We start from the raw sequence: 17,558 nt of genomic DNA, 5'->3' as shown, positions 1-17,558 counted from the left end.
AGCATGGCGCAGGCTCAGGGGTGATGCCCGACCAAAGGCTGGATGAATCGATACCGAATGTGGAATGATCGGCCTCAGCCAGCCATCTTGCGCGCAACGTCGAGCAGGATGGGGATGGCGGGGTTGGTGCTCTGTTCGCGCCAGACCATGTAGAGTTCGGCGAGCACCGGCTTTTGCAGCGCGATCGGTCTCAGCACCACGTCGCGGAACTGAAGGTTGTCCGCTGCCTCGGGCACGATAGCGACGCCGACGCCGGCATGGACCAGCGCGAGGATCGAATGGATCTGCGCCAGGTACTGCACGTGGTTCGGTGACAGGCCGCCGCGGGCGAGGATCTCCACCACCAGGTCGTGGAAGTAGCGCGCCTCGTAGGGCGCGTACATGATGAACGGGTCAGCCGCCAGTTGCTCGAGCTTCACGCTGGTCTGCCGGGCACGCGGATGGTTCCGTGGCAGCGCCGCCAGCATGGGCTCCGCCATGACCCGGAACGAGCCGAGACCCACGGGCGGCATGGGCGGGCGCATCAGCCCGATGTCGATTTCCCCCGACAGCAGCCGTTTCAGTTGGTCCCCGCTGACCATTTCCTTGAGCGACAGCGCGACGTCCGGCAGTTCGTGGCGGCACGCCGCGACGAGGCTGGGAAGATAGCTGTAGGCCGAGGCCGCGGTGAACCCGACCTTCAGGGATCCCGCCCGGCCACGCGCCACCCGCTTGACCAGCAGAGCCGAACTCTCGGCGAGGCCGAGGATATGGCGGGCTTCGGGCAGGAAGCTCTGCCCGGCCGGGGTCAGCTTCACTGATCGGCTCGAACGCTCCAGAAGCTTGACGTCGAGAATGCGCTCAAGAATCTGGATCTGCCGGCTCAGCGGCGGCTGGGTCATGTTCAGCCGGATCGCCGCCCGGCCGAAATGCAACTCGTCGGCCACGGCGACGAAGCAGCGCAGCTGTCCAAGGTCAAACATGGCCGCCTATTCCTGGAACACTTCCTCGCGCTTGGCGCGGACCGCGGGAAGGATCAGCACGACGAGGAGCAGCGCGGTGAGCACGAGCAGCGCGGCGCTTATCGGGCGCTCCGCGAACACCATGGGGTCGCCCCGCGACAGGTTCATGGCGCGGCGGAAGTTCTCCTCCATGAGGGGGCCGAGAATGAAGCCCAGGATGAAGGGCGCGGGCTCCGCCCCCACTTTCACAAAGAACACTCCGGCCAGGGCGAAGAGCAGCATCAGGCCGATGTCCATCTGGCTGTTGCTGATCGAATAGGTGCCGATGCAGCAGAACAGCGCGATGGCAGGGAAGAGGATGCGATAGGGAACGCGCAAAAGCGACACCCACAGGCCCACCAGCGGCAGGTTAAGGATGACCAGCATGAGGTTGCCAAGCCACATGGAGGCAATGACGCCCCAGAACAGCTGCGGTTGCGCGGTCATCACCTGCGGCCCGGGCTGGATGCCCTGGATCATCAGCGCACCCACCATGAGCGCCATGATGGCGTTGCCGGGAATGCCAAGGGTCAGCAGGGGAATGAAAGAGGTCTGCGCACCGGCATTGTTGGCCGCCTCCGGTCCCGCCACCCCTTCGATCGCGCCGCGGCCGAAACGCTCGGGCGTGGCCGAGATCTTCTTTTCCACCGCATAGGAGGCGAAGGAGGAGAGCGCGGCGCCGCCCCCCGGGAGCACGCCGAGGATGGACCCGATGGCGGTGCCGCGGAGCATGGCGGGAAGGCAGTCCTTCAGCTCCTTGCGGCTCGGCCAAAGCTGACTCAAGGCGACGGACAGCAGGGTTCGGTCCTGCGGCCGGGACAAGGCAATCATCAGTTCCGAAATTCCGAAAAGGCCGATCGCGATGGCGACGAAGCCGATGCCGTCGCCGAGTTCGCCGATGCCGAGCGTCATGCGGGGAAGGCCCGTGTTGACGTCGATGCCCACGAGGCCGAGCAGCAGGCCAAGCAGCACCATGGCCACCGCCTTGACGGCCGAGCCGTGTGCGAGCGCGATCGAACCCGTCAGCCCGAGAACCATCAGGCTGAAATATTCGGCCGCCGTGAATTTCAGCGCCAGGGCCGAAAGGGGAACGCTCGCGACCGCGATGATGATCGTTGCGATGGTGCCAGCAAAGAACGAGGCGATGGCCGCGATGGCCAGCGCCGGACCGGCCCGGCCCTGCTTCGCCATCTGATGGCCGTCCAGGCAGGTGACGATCGAGGACGACTCGCCCGGCAGGTTCACCAGGATGGCTGTGGTCGAGCCCCCGTACTGCGCGCCGTAGAAGATGCCGGAGAGCATGATCATCGCCGACGCCGGCGGCAGGGTGAAGGTGAAGGGGAGCAGGATCGCGATCGTGGTGATCGGCGCGATGCCCGGAAGCACGCCTACGAGCGTCCCGATCAGAACGCCGAGGAAGCAGAAGGCCAGGTTGGCCGGCGTGAGGGCGACCGCAAAGCCCGTCGCGAGGTTGGCGATGAGGTCCATCGTCAGACCACCGGCCAGATCGGCATGGGAAGGCCGAGCGCCTTGACGAACAGCAACACCGCGAAGGTCGAGAGCAATGCGGCGATCAGCAGGAGCTCCCGCCACCGCATGTCTTTCGACGCGGAGCCCGCGACCAGGACGACCATGAAGGCGGTTCCGGCGAGGCCGAGCCTAGGCAAAAGCAGGCCGAACATCCCCACCGCGGCGCCGACGAGCAGGATCGGCCGCCACGCGATATCGGGAAAAGCCTCCCCGGCGGCGAAGAGCGCCCTTCCGGCAATGAAGGCGCCGATCAGAGCGATCATCACGGCGAGCGCCCTCGGGACATAGCCCGGCCCCATGCGCGAGGTCGAACCCATGGGCAGTTCGGCGATGAGATAGAGCGCGACCGCCGCCACGGCCATGAGGAAGAGCCCGAAGGCGAGGTCGGCGGTGTTCACGCGGGTCATGGTGGATCCCTGCTGGAAGAAGGGGTGCGCCGGCTGTGCCGGCGCACCGAGACCCGGGCTTCAGCCGTCCAGCGAGATATTCTCGGCCTTCACGACCTCGCCCCATTCGACCATCGCCTTATCCATCCAGGCGGCGAAGGAGGCCGGGGAGTTGGCTCGAACATCGCTGCCGAGCTCCCTGATCTTGGCCACGATGTCGGCCTGCGCCAGGACCTTGTTGAGTTCCTCGTTGAGGCGCGAGACGACCGGGGGGGGCGTGCCCTTGCTCGCGTAGATCCCCTGCCACGAACCGGCGTCCTGCACCGGGGTGTTCAACTCCTTGAAGGAGGGCAGGTTCGGCAGGGCCTCCAGCCGCTTCTCCCCAGAAACAGCGATGCCCTTCAACTGGCCCTGCGTGACGAACGGGAGCGTGGCGATGGCTCCGTTGAAGATGACGTTGCTTTCTCCCGACACCACGCCGCGCACCGCCGCCGCGCCGCCGCGATAGGGCACGGCGCTCCATTTGATGCCGAAGTGCTTTCCGACGACCATGGCCGTCAGGTGATTGACCGCGCCGACGCCGCTGGTGGCGACATTGAGCTTGTCGGGATTGGCTTTGTCATAGGCCGCGAGCTCCGCGAAGGAGGTCGCCGGCACCTGCGGGTTGATGGCCACGAGATAGGGCGAGAACGACACCATGCCCACGGGTACAAGGTCGGTCTTGACGTTGAAGGACAGCCGCTTGAACAGCGCTGGCACACTCGCGAGGGTCCCCGCATCGGCGATGAGTAGCGTGTGGCCATCGCCGGCCTGACGCGCCACGAAATCGGCACCGACATTGCCCGAGGCGCTCGGCCGGTTGTCGACGACGACCGGCTGGCCCAGGACCTGTGACAGCCTCGGGCCGATCAGGCGGGCGAGGATGTCCGACGTGCCGCCAGGGGCGAAGGGCACTATCAGGTTGATTTGGCGCGTAAAGGCCTGCGCCCGCAGAGCGGGGGCAAAGAGAGGAAGTCCGGCGGCGGACAAGCCGGCGACAGCAGAACGCCTCGTGAGCATCGTCATATCTCCCTTGGTTTGATGTCGCTCTTGTCCTTGGTGGCTGGTTCACCAGTCCGAGCGTTCCATCCAGATTGACGCACTGTCTGACCCGTATCAATCCAATTACTGAATTGAACGCCATAATGCTGAGAGCCGCTGCCAGGCGTTCGAGCATTCGCGCACGTCGGGACATCCGTTCACAGTGCACCTGACCGGCTTGTCAGCCACGAATCGAGCTGAGCGGGCGCGGCTTTGCGGAGACAAACTGGCTGGGCCATCCGCCGACATCAGGTTGCACCGGCGGCTTGCCTTATGCCGTCTGGCCTCTCCAGCAGAGGCATTGCGGAGGGTATCGAACGCCGTAGGTCCTGGATTTAGACCCTGCACGCACCGCGTTTAAATGTCTGCTTCCGGGCCATAAACTAGTGACCGCAATAGAGGCGCGAAGCACACGCGAGGTGCGGCAATGGTTGACCCTCATTTGAAGGTCAAAGTGCTCGCTTACGTCGCATAGACCTCCACCATTGCGCGATCTGCACGCCGCGGCCCCGATAGCGTAGTCCCCAACCAATTGCGTGAGGGCGTCCGCTGCTGGAACGCAGGGGTTGCTTTGGGTGCCGACATGTCGCTTCCATCAACAGTCGCGTGGCACCGCTTTGCAGAGTCGACGAGGTGAGGACGAAGGCCGTTTGACACTTCGTCACCCCAACCGCATATTGTCCGCAGGACAACAAGTTGCATGAATTATGTGGTCTGGAACCGTCGAACATCTGCACAGCTGCCCGCGGGCCTTTCTCCCCATGGGTGCCTTTGATGCGCTCACTCTGATCAAGGGTGAAGGCATTGAAGGGGACCGTTATCGCGCCGGGGCGGGCTTCTATTCCGACCGCCCCGAAGAAGGCCGGCAGGTCACGCTCTTCGAGATAGAGACGCTCGTCGCGCTTGAGCGTGACTACGGAATCCGGATGGCCCCTGCCGATCACCGCCGCAACATCACCACCCGCAATGCGCCGCTCAACCATCTCGTCGGCAAGGTCTTCCGAGTCGGCGAGGTCGCGCTTGAGGGAACGCGGCTCAGCACGCCTTGCCGACATATCGAACAGATCACCGGCCAGGAGGTTTTCACACCGCTGCTTCATCGTTCGGGCCTGCATGCGCGGATCCTGTCGGGCGGGGTTGTCCGTGTCGGCGACCTGATCACGGGCGAGTAGCGATGGTCCGACCTAATCACCGCGTCACGACGATCGTTCGTGACATTCGCGTCGAGAACAGTTCGATCTTGACTCTCAACCTGGCCGATCCTGACGGCTGGCCGCTGCCGCCCTTTGAGGCCGGAGCACATATTGACGTCCACCTGCCGAATGGGGCGGTGCGCCAGTATTCACTCTGTGGAGATCCGGCAGATGCCGTTCGCTACCGCATCGCAGTGCAACGGGAAGACGCCGGGCGCGGCGGATCGGTCCTGATCCATGAGACCGTCAAGGTGGGTGACAGGCTGCTCGTGTCGCTGCCCCGTAACCATTTCCCCCTGGCCGCCACCGGGCGACGCCACGTGCTCGTCGGCGGCGGCATCGGCCTAACCCCGCTCATCGCAATGGTTGAGGTCCTGCGCCGCCGTGGCGAGCCATTCGAACTCCATGCATGTGTCAAGTCGCGTGCCGACCTGCCCTTCCGCGACTGGCTGGAGGCGCTGGAGCGGCAAGGGCTGGCGCAGATTTACGCGAGCCGCGATAACGGCGGCCGCCGTCTCGACTTGGGCGGCCTCATGCACAACCTGCCCCAGGACGCTCAGGTCTACTGCTGCGGACCGTCGCGGATGATCGAGGCAGTGCTCGCGGCCGGCTCCGAAAGGCCCGAGGACACGATTCATGTCGAGCATTTCGGTAGCGCGCGGATCCCTCCGGGAGCGGAGGCCTTCACGGTCGAACTGGCCCGTTCGAAGCGTAGCATTCCGGTAGCTGCGGGCATGACCATCGTCGAAGCTCTGCGCGAGGCGGGGGTCGAAATCGAGGCGTCATGCGAGGGTGGCGCCTGCCTGACGTGCAAGACCCGCTACCTGGAAGGCGTCCCGATCCACCGCGATCTCGTGATGAAGCCGGGCGAGCGCCTTACCTACATGACGCCATGCGTGTCCGGCTGTGCCAGCGAGCGGCTGGTCCTCGACCTTTGACCGTCTAACGATCCTTCGCGATGCCGTCGCGGGCGATGACGATGAGAACCTCGGACCGCTCGGGACCGATGCGCCGAAGCCGATGCTTCAGATGCCCCTCGAAGCGCATGCTATCGCCGGTCTCCAGAACGACGGTATGGTCGGCGAAGGCTACCTCGACCATACCGTTCAGGACATAGATCATCTCGTCGCCGGCATGTTCGCCGATGTCGCGGTCGCCATGGTCCCCCGGCTCCATGACAAAGGCGGACAGATGATGCTGCCCGTCGTCCTGGAACAGGGCCTGGTAGGCATGCTCGTCGCCGCCGGCGCCATAGGGCATGCGCTCTGCCTGCCGAACCACGGTGATCGCCGAGCGCTCCACCGTATCGCCAAAGATCCGGCTGAGATCGACGGCGAAGGCGTCGGCGAGCTTCATCAGCGTGGTGATCGACGGCGTCTTCGCCTGCCGCTCCAGCCGCGACAGATAACCCTTGTCCAGGCCGGTGGCGGCCGCCAGTTGGTCGAGGGTCATGCCGGCGCGGGTGCGCAGTGACCGGATGCGGGCGGCGATGCCTTGCATCCGCGCGGCGGTGGCCTGCTTGTTCGCTCGACGGGCCGGCGCGGCTTCGGGGGCGGTCTTTGGCAATTTCAATGTCGATGCCACGGAGGTCTGAGGTCCCTGTTGCTCTCTGGACAACAATTTGCCTAAACTCGTCTACCAGACTGAGGAGGCCTTAATGAAGCGTCGCGATATGCTCAAGTTCGGAGTTGCCGGAGGAGCCGCGGCGGTCGCCGCCCCGGCGCTGGCCCAGGGGCAACCCACGATCCGCTGGCGCATGCAGTCCAGTTTCCCGAGGTCGCTCGACACTGTTTTCGGCGGCGCCACAACCATCGCTCAAAAGGTCTCGAAGCTCACCGACGGCAAGTTCGAAATCCAAGTCTTCTCGGCCGGCGAGATCGTCGGCCCGCTTCAGGTTCTCGACGCGGTCCAGATCGGCACGATCGAAGCCGGCCACACCGCCGGCTTCTACTACATCGGCAAGATGCCCGCGCTCGTCTTCGACACTGGCGTGCCCTTCGGCATGACTCCGCGCCAGCACAACGCCTGGATGCGCTATGGCGGCGGGCTCGACCTGATGCGCGACTTGTACAAGCAATTCAATGTCGTCCAGATCCCCTGCGGGAACACCGGCGCCCAGATGGGCGGCTGGTTTCGCAAAGAAATCAAAACCGTCGACGACCTGAAAGGGTTGCGTATGCGCGCCGCCGGCTTCCTCGGTTCGGTCTTCTCCAAGCTCGGCGTCGTCGTGCAGCAGATTCCCGCTGGTGACGTCTATCCGGCGCTGGAGCGCGGGACGCTGGATGCGGTCGAGTGGGTCGGCCCCTACGACGACGAAAAGCTCGGCTTCCACAAGGTGGCCAACAATTACTACGCGCCCGGCGTGATGGAGCTCGGCGCCTCGCTATGCTTCATCGGCAACGAGGCGAAAATGCGTGAGTTGCCGCCGCAATATCGCGAGGCGCTAGAGGCGGCCTGTGCGGAGGCCAATCTCGACATGCTGGCCAAATACGACGCCTACAACATGCAGGCCCTGCGCCGGCTCCTCGCCGCCAACGTCCAGCTGCGTTTCTGGTCGAACGACATCATGAAGGCGCTGCAGACGGCGACGGCCGAGGCGATGCAGGAATTTTCGGCGAGGGACGCCAATTTCGCCCGCGTTCATCAGCAGTGGAAGACCTTCCGCGACGATCAGGTCCTGTGGAGCGCGGTGAACGACGGTGCAGCGGAGCGCTTCCTAGCGGCCAATCGGGGTTGAGCGGCGCCGCCATGATTCGGCTCCACGACCACCACCTCTCGGGCAACGGGCACAAGGTCCGCATACTTCTGTCGATGCTGGGGCTCGACCATGAGCATATCTTCACCGATGTGCCAGGCGGGCTGCCGCAAAAGGATCCGGCCTTCGCGGCCCTCAATCCTTTGCTTCAGATCCCGATCCTTGAGGATGACGGGACAGTGATCTGGGACAGCCAGGCCATCCTGGTCTATCTCGCCCGCCGTTATGGGCCGGACTGGTTCCCACTGGAGCCGAAGTCAGCCGCTCAGGTCATGCAATGGCTGTCATTCGCAACCAACGAGATCAACAACAGCCTTCAGCAAGCTCGCCTCTACTACCTTCTCGGCGAGCACATCGACATCGACCTGATGACGCGGCGAGGCATGCGGGTCCTCGCCATCCTCGATAGGGAACTGGGCAATCGCGCTTGGCTGGCAACCGACCGGCCAACCATCGCGGACCTCGCCTGCTATCCCTATGTTGGCCTTTCGCGGCAGGGGAAGCTGCCGCTTGACGACTTCCGTCATGTGATTGCCTGGATGGAGCGGATCGAAGCGCTGCCGGGATACGTTTCCATGCCGGGATTGCTGGGCACGCCGCCAATCCCATGACGATGCCATTCTTCAACCCTGCGGGGGCGGTGCGTGAATGCCATTGGGCTAGGCAGTGGCTGCGCAACCGCCGGAGTGGGCCCCGTGGCCGTGGAGTCTGATGGTGCGGTTGATCAGCCGCTAGGGCCTAGACGTGGTCTTTGCGACACGAGGGACTGCAAGGTGCGAGTATGAACAGCCTCGTCAGAACTCACCCGAACAACAATTCAAGCGTCGAAGGAATGCAGCGGAAACCACGCAGCGACCAGCCTTTGGCCTTCGGCGATCAGTGACCAGCTCTTTGCGGAGGTAAGGCCGGCGGCGGTTCAGACCCCGGTCTGGCGATTTTGTGTGTTATGCATCCGAACTACGGTCTATGGGATTCCGTTTCATCGGGCACGCGCCTCAGTCTGTCCTGCTGTCGCCGAGGGTCGCCGCAGCGAGTTCCAAGGTGGGTCCTGCCGTGATGCGGGCCAAGGATACAAGCGGCCTGTCGGTTCGTAATGATCGTGAGCAACGCTGGGCCCAGGGAATGATCGCGCGAGGTGCGGAACACGGCTGGAGATGGCTCCTGTTCACGTGCGGGCTGTCCGGAACGCGAACGTGCAGCCCCCAAAGCGCGCCCGCTGAGTTAGCGACGATGTCGAGGAACCTCGCTGGTGGTGCGCGCGACGGGCGCATAATTGAGACGTATGGCTTCGGCAGGTCGCGGTCAGGACGATAGGAGAGCTGTGGAGATGGGTGACCTATCATCGACCCATAGGCGGAGGCATTGCATAGGCATTTGCGCAACCTTCCAGGGAACTGCTGATGAGCATGAGCGGGTGTTGCGGCACGCTGCATCATGAGTACGCCCCAGCCTGCGGCAGCAGACGCCCGGCCTCGGCGACGCTCCCCCACATTCTGGGCACTTCTGGCGCTCGTCGCTGGCATTGCCATCTGGTTCGGTTTCACCCGGCCCTGGGAAACAAAGCAGGTCGCTGTAGAGGTGGAGACGGTGCATGCTCGCCCGACCCAGCGCGTTCTGGCAGTCAACGGGCGGATCGCGCCTGTTATGAAGGTTGATGTTAGCTCGACCATCGGCGGGCGATTGCGATCGGTCCTGGTTCGTGAGGGCGATGTCCTGAAAACCGGCGATCTGGTTGCGGTCCTTGACGACGAGCAGCAGAAGGCGGCGGTTGCCCAGGCGGATGCAGCGGTCGACAGCGCAAGGGCAACCTTGCAGCAGGCCAAGGTCGAGTTTGAGCGGGCCAAGGCGCTCGGCGATACCATTTCGCGCAGGAACCTCGAAACCGCGCAACTCGCGGTGCAGACAGCACAGAACGATGTGGAACGCTTGTCCGCGGCGCGGGACCAAGCTGTCAGTCTTCTTGCTCAATACAGCATCAGGGCACCGTTTAACGGCACCGTGCTGGTGCGCGCTGGCGACCCTGGACAGGTCGTCAGTACCTCCAGCGTGCTTATCTCGATGGCCGACTTCAATCAGTTGCGTGCCGAAGCCGTCGTCGACGAGTTGTACTCCTCAGAGCTCAGGCGCGGTCTCAAGGCACGGCTGCAACCCACCGGCTACAATCGCACGCTTGAAGGTGAAGTAAGCTTCGTTTCGCCGAACGTTGAGACCACCACCGGCGGACGTCTCGTGCGCGTCGCAATAGCGGATATGCAAGGCTTGGCTTTGCCTATTGGACTGTCGGTCAACCTCAATATCCTGGTCTCACAAGAACCTGCAGCTATCACCGTCCCCCGAAGCGCAATCGTGGATCTGATGACCGCGCCGGCCGTATTTGTCATTGCAAGGGGCAGAGCAATCCGCCGCCCCATCGACTTCGTTGACTGGCCTTCCTCCCGGCTAATTGTTCGCAGCGGCCTCACAGACGGTGACGCGGTCATCATCGATCCGAAGGCGCTGGTCGATGGATTGGCGGTCTCGGTCAAGGGGAGCTGAGCGGTGACCTACAGCTTCAAGGTCGCTCTTCGGTATCTGGCCTCCAATCGCGCGCAGACAGCCCTTTTGATCGCTGGGGTCGCCGTCGGGGTCTACATCTTCGTTTTCATGAGCGCGCTGATCGGCGGGCTCGCGGTGCTGCTGCTCAATCGCACAGTGGGCAACATTGCCCATGTCACCATCCAAGCGCCCGACCGGGATCCTGTTTCGCTCTATGGCCGTGACAGCGGGACCCTTGTCGCAATCCTTAAATCGGTCCAGCAGCGAACGACGCTGCAGTCTGCAGCGGCATTTCTCCCCGCAATCGAGGCTATTCCCAATGTCACGAGCGTTGCAGGCGTCGTCGCCGGAAACGGCTTTCTGACCAAGGGAGAGGCAATCGCTCCGGTGATTGTGACAGGCGTCGAGCCCGATCAGGTCTCAGCGATTGCCAATGTCGCCGGCAATCTCGTCGCCGGCTCTGGGGACCTCACGATCGGCATAGCCCTCATCGGATCGGGCCTTGCAAAGACGATGGGTCTGCAGGTGGGTCAGAGAGTTTCCATTCGATCGGAACGGAATATCGATGCGACACTGCTCATCGGTGGCGTCTTTTCTCTAGGCGTTTCCAGCGTTGACGATGGCGCGATTTATGTTCACCTCCGAACGGCTCGTGTCTTGTTCGAACTGCCGGATGGAGTGTCCCGGCTGGAGGTCAAACTCGACGACCTGAGACTCGCCCCTGAAGTTGCGCGCCGCATCGCAAACACGACCGGGCTTAAGTCGATCCCCTGGACCGAGAAGAACGAGCAGTTGCTGAATGGTTTGGTAGCTCAGGCCCGCTCTGGCGACGTGATCAAGGGGTTTGCGCTGGTCACGATTGTGATTGGCGTTGCCAGCGCCCTGTTGCTGTCGACCTATCGGCGACAATCTGAGATCGGCATCATGCGGGCCATGGGGGCGACACGGCGGTTCGTGGTCGGCGTGTTCATGATCCAGGGCGGCTTGATCGGACTTGCGGGCGGCCTGCTTGGGGCCGGCCTCGGCTATCTGAGCCTATTGCCCTTCCCGCTGCCCGAGGCCACCAGTAGCACAGGTCTGCCAATCGCCATTGGCGAAGGCGCCTACGGAACCGCAATTCTGCTGACCTTCATTGGTGCAATCTTCGCCGCGATCTGGCCAGCGAGCGCCGCCTCTCGCGTCGACCCGGTCAAGGTCATTGGCCCATGATTGTAGACACGCCACTCCTGATCATTACCGATCTGGTCAAGGAGTTCAACGATGGCGAAATTTCAACAACAGTTCTCAACGGCCTGTCTCTCAGTCTGGATCGGGGAGAATTTGTGGCGCTTCTGGGCCCTTCAGGCTCTGGCAAATCGACGCTGCTCAGCATACTCGGCACCTTGATGCGGCCGACAAGTGGTCGGTTCGAGATGCTGGGCTTCAACCTGATCGGCGCCCGCGACGTCGATCTCACCGAGTTTCGTAACCAGCACATCGGCTTCGTTTTCCAAGCGCACAATCTGCTGCCCGACTTTACCGCGCTCGAAAACGTCATGTTCCCGGCAGCTACCCGAAAGGGTCGCGAAACACCAGTCGATCGAAGGCGGGCAACCGAGCTACTGGACAAGGTTGGGCTTGCCGATCGCCGCGACTTTCCGGCAAGCAAACTATCAGGAGGCCAGAAGCAGCGCGTGGCGGTGGCGCGTGCCTTGATGAACAGCCCTGATCTGGTACTCGCCGACGAACCCACGGGCAATCTCGATCGGGAGAGTGCAAGGCGGGTGATGGATCTCCTTATCGATCTCAACGGGACCGACGGTACCACCTTCCTGATCTCAACCCATGATGAGACGATCGCTGGTCAGTGCCGCCGGGAAATCCGCTTGCTCGATGGACGACTTGCCCGAGAACGGCATTGACCTGGGACACTAGGCAGGGTCCTGGTTGGGTATAGCCGCTCAACCATGGAGACGAGCAAAGCGGCCCTCGCGGTTCCCGAGAAATTGTTCGTCGTCTTGCTCATGATGGCTCGTCCTTCTCAGGAGTTGAGCCCTCCGGCAAACCCATTGCGGTTCACACCCTCACCTACACCACGCGTCAGGACACGACCATTGCACCGCCATTGACCAAGCCAATTTTCTCTGACAGTGCTCCATTGTGTTCTGGAATGTGTAAGTCGAAGAGTATTTCACGAAAGAAGACGCAAAAAATGGACGCCGATGCTCAAACGTGAAATCGTCGTCATGATCTGCAGCCGCGGGCGCGAAGCCATCCTCGCCCGGCTCCTCGATGATCTGCTCGACGGCTTCCTACCAGCGCTGGCTGAAGGCGGGTGGACCGCCTCGGTTTTCGTTTACGCACAGCTCTACGGCGAGGACTATCTCGACTCCCTCGCCGCCCGGCACGCCAAAGCCTTTGCCGATGGCCGGCTCTTGGTCGTACCCTCCGAGCGCCCCCATACGCGCATCGGCGACGTCGTGCATACCGCGATCACGGCCATGCATGAACGGCTTTCTTACCGGCTCGCCATGCTGATCGACGACGACAGCCTTTATACGCCCGATACCCTGGTCGAGGACAATCTCCGCCGCGCGGTCGCGGCCTTCGTCGATGGAGGCCAGCACTGTTTCTCAATCAAACTCGGCCAGGAACGTGACTTCGTGATCGGCCCCTTCCTCGATACGGAAAACCCGATCGCGCCCTTCAAGGAGAAGATGATCTGGGTGAGCCGCGCCGTGCTCGATGACGTGCTGGCGCTGCCGCACTTCTCCGATCTGTCCATCGCAGAGGACACGGTGATCACGGCCCTTGCCTGGCTCCGCGATCCTGACGCCTGCCGCTCGGTGCACGGCATCGCCAGTTTCGTTCATTTCGGGGCTGAGACGCTGCCAGGCTTGCAGGGCGGCGAGGTTGCCGGCGGCTACGCCGACCTCGTGGGTTTCGCTGGCCCCCCCACCGCTGCGGCCCCTCATGGCAAGTACGATGAGGCGCTTCGCTCGGGCGTGACACATTGGCACGTGATGCCGGATGTTTTCGTCGGAGCAGACCATCCGCACTTCATCTACGCCGGCCTGCGCGCAGATGCCGTCCTACCGACATCTGCAGTCCAGAACGGCTCCAGCCAGTGCTGTCAGACAAACCAAAATAGCCTCGGAAGCTGCCCCTACCCCAGCACTGCTCAGGCAACGCCCAGCTGACGCCATGAACCGCCCTGGGTTTGCCCGAGGCAGGTGACGAGAGAAATACCCCAATCCTCGGCTTGGCCAGCGACGTCTAGCAAGCTCATCGGCTGCCGCCGGCAGGACGTTGTGATGGGCTCGAGGAGGCGGCAGATTCACCGAGTGGGCTCGGTAGGCTCGATATGCGGAGTGCGGGAGCGCGCGCGGGGACACCTACAACATTTCTACAACATGAAAGGCTGAACGCCGCTCAACCATCTGTTTTTTCGATCATTTTCGGAACAATTCGTCCCATCCATCATCGGTGCCACGGCAAAGCACCAGGGGCTCTTTTTGGCCTCAAAACCAGCCTTCATGCAGATTCTCGTCCTATGGCCCAGCATCATTCGGCACTGGAACTGCACCATTCGGCATTGTTCGAACCGCAGATTACAACAATGCGGAGCGGTTTCCGAGCACGTGGTGCAACGCGATCACTGTTTGGCAGCGCCTTCTCCGGCACTCGAACAACGATCAAGGGCCGCCGTCAGAACCACCACGACCCGGAGCAGGGTGATATTGGTCCACATGAAGATCTCCATCGAAGGTGTCGCAACCCCGACGGAATCACAAACGGCTGATATCACTCAACTTCTTCTTCGGTCAGCCTCTCAGACAGGAAAACAGCCTCGCCCGAGCATCGTCTACGGGCGCTGGTCTGTTGGAGGCACATGGTGGCAAGCGGTCAAGTTCCTGACGCCACTCGTCGCCATGGTCGCCGTCGTGCTTCACGCGACCGCATTCAGGTAGCGCTCTCCACACAGGCACGCCTGACAGTGACATGATCGGACTGCCGGATCGGGCCTGTTCATGCTCTGAAAAGAGGGTTTTCCGAACCCAAAAGCCCCGGCTGGTACTGACGAACGATGTTTCTGATGTCGTCCGGGCCAACGTCGAGTTGCACCAAGTGAACCGAGATTGACTTTCGGCCAAGGATGACGCGCTCTATGCGATCCCAGGCGCTGGCCTGCGCCGTAAAAATTTCCTCGTCTGAGAATTCGATCACAAGGTATGCGCCACTCAAAGCATCGATTTTGCTTTGAAGCTTCACGGCCGAGATGGCGTTCCAGGGGATTGGGGTTGAGCCCCCAATTTGAATGCCCTGCCTGTCGATCGCAAAAATCAACGGATTGTCTCGCCCAGACGGAGGAGCGCCCATGTGCACGGCGACGTAGAACACCCCGCCCAGGAGCACTGGCAAAGGCGAGATCCGCCAATCAACGAACAACACAGCCACGCCGACTGCGATCCCGACGCCAAGAAAGACATTGGCCATAATCTCGGTCTCTCGGAGCGAGCGTCGCGCCTCCAGACGACTGCGGTTTTCGGTGCCCTCATTCTGCGCTGTCATCCAACAATTCTCCTGATAACCGGCCCACTTGGCGCGCCCGCGCCAAGACGTTGGATGCCTGTCAATCGGTCCAATTCAGCCGGTGGCCCGTCCACCAGCCGACATCGCTGCTGAAGCGGATACCGAAGATGACGGCTGCCGCAACGAGCATGACGTGTGCGTCGTCAGATGATTTGAGACTGTTTCGGCGCCTTAGGACCGGAGGTTCTGGCTCATCTGGGTTTGAGGTTATGCGGCCTGCAGCTGATGCTGCAAGCGTCCGCGCTGGATTGTCTGGCGCTTGATCCTTTCACGTTCGGTGAGGATGGGCTGAACGCGGCCGAAGTAGACGTCGGCGGGCGTGAGATTGCCGGGGCTCTCGTGGTAGCGGGCATGGTTGTGAACCGCCCCAGGCCTGCCGGAGGCCGGTTGATTTGAGTTATGCGGCCATCGCCGGCTCTGCCAGCGACGAGTAGTAGCGTTCCTCGGCCTCGGCCGGCGGGATGTTGCCGATGGGCTCGCGGAGGCGGCAGATTCACCAAGCGGTCGCGGTAGGCTCGAGATGCCGGAGCGCGTAAGGGCGCGCAGCGGCACCTACAACATCCCTACAACATGAAAGACTGACTTTCTTTTAACTCTCTGATAAATCGATAATTTCTGAAATATTTCGTCCCATCCATCATCGGTGCCACGGCAAAGCGCCACGGGCTCTTCTTGGCCTCAAAACCAGCCTTCATGCGGGATCTCGTCATATCGCCCAGCATCATTCGGCACTGGAACTACACCATTCGGCATCATTCGCACCCCCGATTATAACAATGAGTAGGGAGTTCCAAAGACGTCTTGAAACTCGGATTCTCGGTGGTCAGCGCCTTCTCGGCCTGAACACGCACTGGTTCATGAGCCTTGACGACGCCCGCTCGAAAATGGAGGCTTGGCGTAGAGACTACAACGAGGTCCGGTCGCACAGCGGCATCGGCAACAAGCCCCCGATCGCACTGTTGAACGGCTCTCCGGCGCCCCCGCCGGCATGAGCCTTAACCCCGGAAGATTCCAGCTCCGGCTGGCCTAGAAACGGGTAGCGCTTCACCAACCGCCGGAACGAACTCACGGCTGGATAGAAACTGGGGGCAACGTCACGATCACGCGCGAAACCTGGTGCAGATTCGAAGGAACGGCGGCGCGACGAAGGAAATCCCAGACGGCATCGTGGATTGCGGCGTGAACAGAGAGCGAGCTGAGACCGCCGCGTTCGCGTTGAGCGACGAAGAACAGGTCGTGCTCGGCGTCGCCGATCACGATGGAGATGTCAGGATCGCCCGAAACACCCGGAAGCGCGGGCTCACACAGCACGAACGAACGGTCGAAAACCTCGTAGGCGATCGGAGCGCCGTGCTGGCGCAACAGCACTTCGATGCGTGTCGCGGTCTCTAACCTGTCGAGAGCACGCGCCACGCGGATGCGAAGAGAGTTGGAAGGGCCATCCCAACGACCGGAGAGAACAAGCGGCGTCATGGCCCGCCTCATCGCGCCTGGTTGCGGAAGGCGCGAACCTCGATTGCGCGCCGGCCGGTCTCATCCATCATGCAGTTGCCAGCGAGTATCCTCGCGATGGAGCCGCCATCATGATGTATCCGGAAGTATCCGCATTTGAGGTCGCGGTAGCTGATCCATGCCCGCTGGACGGCGACAAGCGCCGTGCCCTTCTCGCCTTGTGGCCGCTCGCGGAAATAGCGGTTCAGCAGCGCATCCCAGGCCCTGTGCTCCAGCATGTAGCAACGCTCCGTTCCCATGGTCGTCTGGTTCTCGGCGCGCTGGATGCAGGTCCGGGCGAAAGAACCGACGCAAGCCAGCCGCTTGCCGGCATCGTTTCGCGCGTTCCCGATGCAGGATTCCAGCATCTCGGCCAGCCCCACCCATTCCCCCTCGTCTTCATCGCGCTGCTGTGACAACGCGGGACCGGACAGGCAGACGAAGGCGAGCATCAAGACGGGCAAGACGCTTCGAAGCAGGGTGGTTGCGGCGTTTCGCATGGGCGTTCGGACTTCCGGTCTGTGGTGTTTGGGATTGGGGCGCGCCGTTGGTCCGCGTCGGATGAAGGGTCTGGATCATCCGCCGCTCCTACAGGCGGCTTTTCATCAGCCGTATCATTGCCGCGATTTCTGCTAAGGCCGCATCGGTGTCATGACGGTGGAGGTTGCCGGGAATGGCGTGGCTGTAGGCAGGCGACTGCACGGCATCGACAACGACGACGAGGGGATCTGCCGCTCGCGAAACATGGACCGGTTCGGAAGATCAAGATCGTCGCCCCATCCGTAGTCCAGGTGCCGGCAATCGATGACGATGCCGTCGACCGGGCAATCCTCGTAGAACGCCATGAGCGTCCGGCGGATGAATCGCGCGTCATCGCTTCGTTCGGAACCTGGCCGGTAGCGCCCGGAGAAACAGACCAAACCGCCCATGCGATGGTTCCGTGGCGAGCGCCAGATCCGGCAGGACGCGTTCAGCGCGCTCGCCGCCAAGGGCGCATCGATCAGCCTTTTCTGGTCGAATGTCGTCATACTGATCC

At 62.5% G+C, this 17,558-nt stretch carries 17 protein-coding genes and 2 pseudogenes; 9 read left to right on the top strand and 10 right to left on the bottom strand.

What is annotated here, in order from left to right; all coding sequences use genetic code 11:
• Nucleotides 1-74: 74 nt before the first annotated feature.
• Genes Q8O26_RS02565 through Q8O26_RS02550 form a run of 4 tightly spaced genes read right to left on the bottom strand, consistent with a single transcriptional unit; the run spans nucleotide 75 to nucleotide 3,850 of the window.
• Nucleotides 75-962, bottom strand: coding sequence for a LysR family transcriptional regulator (locus Q8O26_RS02565; RefSeq protein ID WP_305573168.1), 888 nt, complete (start codon nucleotides 960-962; stop codon nucleotides 75-77).
• Between the two features lie 6 nt (nucleotides 963-968).
• Nucleotides 969-2,468 carry a tripartite tricarboxylate transporter permease gene (locus Q8O26_RS02560; RefSeq protein WP_305573166.1) on the bottom strand — a complete coding sequence of 500 codons (1,500 nt, stop codon included), beginning with the start codon at nucleotides 2,466-2,468 and terminating at the stop codon, nucleotides 969-971.
• 2 nt (nucleotides 2,469-2,470) lie between these two features.
• Nucleotides 2,471-2,917 (bottom strand): tripartite tricarboxylate transporter TctB family protein, encoded by a 447-nt coding sequence (locus Q8O26_RS02555; RefSeq protein WP_305573164.1) that lies wholly within the window; start codon nucleotides 2,915-2,917, stop codon nucleotides 2,471-2,473.
• Between the two features lie 60 nt (nucleotides 2,918-2,977).
• A complete protein-coding gene (locus tag Q8O26_RS02550; protein ID WP_305573162.1) occupies nucleotides 2,978-3,850 on the bottom strand; it encodes a tripartite tricarboxylate transporter substrate binding protein in 873 nt (290 codons plus the stop codon).
• An 887-nt stretch (nucleotides 3,851-4,737) separates the two neighbouring features.
• Between Q8O26_RS02550 and Q8O26_RS02545 the strand changes: the two genes are divergently transcribed.
• Both Q8O26_RS02545 and Q8O26_RS02540 read left to right on the top strand, forming a co-directional pair.
• Nucleotides 4,738-5,148, top strand: a complete 411-nt coding sequence (locus tag Q8O26_RS02545) for an MOSC domain-containing protein (RefSeq protein ID WP_305573160.1) — start codon at nucleotides 4,738-4,740, stop codon at nucleotides 5,146-5,148.
• A gap of 2 nt (nucleotides 5,149-5,150) precedes the next feature.
• Nucleotides 5,151-6,107 carry a PDR/VanB family oxidoreductase gene (locus Q8O26_RS02540; protein WP_305573158.1) on the top strand — a complete coding sequence of 319 codons (957 nt, stop codon included), beginning with the start codon at nucleotides 5,151-5,153 and terminating at the stop codon, nucleotides 6,105-6,107.
• A gap of 4 nt (nucleotides 6,108-6,111) precedes the next feature.
• On the opposite strand, the gene Q8O26_RS02535 is transcribed toward Q8O26_RS02540, so the two are convergent.
• Nucleotides 6,112-6,735 carry a helix-turn-helix domain-containing protein gene (locus Q8O26_RS02535; protein WP_305573156.1) on the bottom strand — a complete coding sequence of 208 codons (624 nt, stop codon included), beginning with the start codon at nucleotides 6,733-6,735 and terminating at the stop codon, nucleotides 6,112-6,114.
• 91 nt (nucleotides 6,736-6,826) lie between these two features.
• Between Q8O26_RS02535 and Q8O26_RS02530 the strand changes: the two genes are divergently transcribed.
• The 6 genes from Q8O26_RS02530 to Q8O26_RS02505 all read left to right on the top strand — a co-directional run bounded on the left by Q8O26_RS02530 (nucleotide 6,827) and on the right by Q8O26_RS02505 (nucleotide 13,638).
• Nucleotides 6,827-7,906, top strand: a complete 1,080-nt coding sequence (locus tag Q8O26_RS02530; protein ID WP_305573154.1) for a TRAP transporter substrate-binding protein — start codon at nucleotides 6,827-6,829, stop codon at nucleotides 7,904-7,906.
• An 11-nt stretch (nucleotides 7,907-7,917) separates the two neighbouring features.
• Entirely contained in the window at nucleotides 7,918-8,535 is a 618-nt protein-coding gene (locus tag Q8O26_RS02525; protein ID WP_305573152.1) for a glutathione S-transferase family protein, read from the top strand.
• Between the two features lie 823 nt (nucleotides 8,536-9,358).
• Entirely contained in the window at nucleotides 9,359-10,459 is a 1,101-nt protein-coding gene (locus Q8O26_RS02520; RefSeq protein ID WP_305573150.1) for an efflux RND transporter periplasmic adaptor subunit, read from the top strand.
• 3 nt (nucleotides 10,460-10,462) lie between these two features.
• Nucleotides 10,463-11,668, top strand: coding sequence for an FtsX-like permease family protein (locus Q8O26_RS02515; protein ID WP_305573148.1), 1,206 nt, complete (start codon nucleotides 10,463-10,465; stop codon nucleotides 11,666-11,668).
• The gene (locus Q8O26_RS02510; protein WP_305573146.1) at nucleotides 11,665-12,360 is read left to right on the top strand and encodes an ABC transporter ATP-binding protein; all 696 of its coding nucleotides are present in this window, start codon (nucleotides 11,665-11,667) and stop codon (nucleotides 12,358-12,360) included. Before Q8O26_RS02515 ends, Q8O26_RS02510 begins: the two co-directional genes overlap by 4 nt.
• 300 nt (nucleotides 12,361-12,660) lie before the next feature.
• Entirely contained in the window at nucleotides 12,661-13,638 is a 978-nt protein-coding gene (locus Q8O26_RS02505) for a hypothetical protein (RefSeq protein WP_305573144.1), read from the top strand.
• A gap of 829 nt (nucleotides 13,639-14,467) precedes the next feature.
• Here Q8O26_RS02505 and Q8O26_RS02500 read toward each other — a convergent pair.
• A complete protein-coding gene (locus Q8O26_RS02500) occupies nucleotides 14,468-15,010 on the bottom strand; it encodes a hypothetical protein (protein WP_305573142.1) in 543 nt (180 codons plus the stop codon).
• Nucleotides 15,011-15,238: 228 nt separating this feature from the next.
• Nucleotides 15,239-15,391, bottom strand: a pseudogene (locus tag Q8O26_RS02495) (IS3 family transposase); the annotation flags it as partial.
• Between the two features lie 479 nt (nucleotides 15,392-15,870).
• Here Q8O26_RS02495 and Q8O26_RS02490 point away from each other — a divergent pair.
• Nucleotides 15,871-16,023, top strand: a pseudogene (locus Q8O26_RS02490) (integrase core domain-containing protein); the annotation flags it as partial.
• A gap of 73 nt (nucleotides 16,024-16,096) precedes the next feature.
• Here Q8O26_RS02490 and Q8O26_RS02485 read toward each other — a convergent pair.
• The 3 genes from Q8O26_RS02485 to Q8O26_RS02475 form a co-directional block, all read right to left on the bottom strand.
• On the bottom strand, nucleotides 16,097-16,504 hold the full coding sequence (locus Q8O26_RS02485; RefSeq protein ID WP_305573140.1) for a hypothetical protein: 408 nt from the start codon (nucleotides 16,502-16,504) through the stop codon (nucleotides 16,097-16,099).
• Between the two features lie 8 nt (nucleotides 16,505-16,512).
• A complete protein-coding gene (locus Q8O26_RS02480) occupies nucleotides 16,513-17,022 on the bottom strand; it encodes a lysozyme inhibitor LprI family protein (RefSeq protein ID WP_305573138.1) in 510 nt (169 codons plus the stop codon).
• Between the two features lie 132 nt (nucleotides 17,023-17,154).
• Nucleotides 17,155-17,550 (bottom strand): hypothetical protein, encoded by a 396-nt coding sequence (locus Q8O26_RS02475; protein WP_305573136.1) that lies wholly within the window; start codon nucleotides 17,548-17,550, stop codon nucleotides 17,155-17,157.
• Nucleotides 17,551-17,558: the final 8 nt, after the last annotated feature.

This window comes from Phreatobacter sp., assembly GCF_030691135.1.
Taxonomy (GTDB): Bacteria; Pseudomonadota; Alphaproteobacteria; order Rhizobiales; family Phreatobacteraceae; genus Phreatobacter.
The sequence above is the reverse complement of the archived record's forward strand: the minus strand, read 5'-3'. Positions and strand labels throughout refer to the sequence as shown.

What these genes read in the sequence shown, in the direction of transcription:
- Q8O26_RS02565 (WP_305573168.1), bottom strand. Translation starts at nt 962, where the DNA reads ATGTTTGACCTTGGACAGCTGCGCTGCTTCGTCGCCGTGGCCGACGAG.
- Q8O26_RS02560 (WP_305573166.1), bottom strand. Translation starts at nt 2,468, where the DNA reads ATGGACCTCATCGCCAACCTCGCGACGGGCTTTGCGGTCGCCCTCACG.
- Q8O26_RS02555 (WP_305573164.1), bottom strand. Translation starts at nt 2,917, where the DNA reads ATGACCCGCGTGAACACCGCCGACCTCGCCTTCGGGCTCTTCCTCATG.
- Q8O26_RS02545 (WP_305573160.1), top strand. Translation starts at nt 4,738, where the DNA reads ATGGGTGCCTTTGATGCGCTCACTCTGATCAAGGGTGAAGGCATTGAA.
- Q8O26_RS02540 (WP_305573158.1), top strand. Translation starts at nt 5,151, where the DNA reads ATGGTCCGACCTAATCACCGCGTCACGACGATCGTTCGTGACATTCGC.
- Q8O26_RS02530 (WP_305573154.1), top strand. Translation starts at nt 6,827, where the DNA reads ATGAAGCGTCGCGATATGCTCAAGTTCGGAGTTGCCGGAGGAGCCGCG.
- Q8O26_RS02525 (WP_305573152.1), top strand. Translation starts at nt 7,918, where the DNA reads ATGATTCGGCTCCACGACCACCACCTCTCGGGCAACGGGCACAAGGTC.
- Q8O26_RS02520 (WP_305573150.1), top strand. Translation starts at nt 9,359, where the DNA reads ATGAGTACGCCCCAGCCTGCGGCAGCAGACGCCCGGCCTCGGCGACGC.
- Q8O26_RS02510 (WP_305573146.1), top strand. Translation starts at nt 11,665, where the DNA reads ATGATTGTAGACACGCCACTCCTGATCATTACCGATCTGGTCAAGGAG.
- Q8O26_RS02505 (WP_305573144.1), top strand. Translation starts at nt 12,661, where the DNA reads ATGCTCAAACGTGAAATCGTCGTCATGATCTGCAGCCGCGGGCGCGAA.
- Q8O26_RS02500 (WP_305573142.1), bottom strand. Translation starts at nt 15,010, where the DNA reads ATGACAGCGCAGAATGAGGGCACCGAAAACCGCAGTCGTCTGGAGGCG.
- Q8O26_RS02485 (WP_305573140.1), bottom strand. Translation starts at nt 16,504, where the DNA reads ATGACGCCGCTTGTTCTCTCCGGTCGTTGGGATGGCCCTTCCAACTCT.
- Q8O26_RS02480 (WP_305573138.1), bottom strand. Translation starts at nt 17,022, where the DNA reads ATGCGAAACGCCGCAACCACCCTGCTTCGAAGCGTCTTGCCCGTCTTG.
- Q8O26_RS02475 (WP_305573136.1), bottom strand. Translation starts at nt 17,550, where the DNA reads ATGACGACATTCGACCAGAAAAGGCTGATCGATGCGCCCTTGGCGGCG.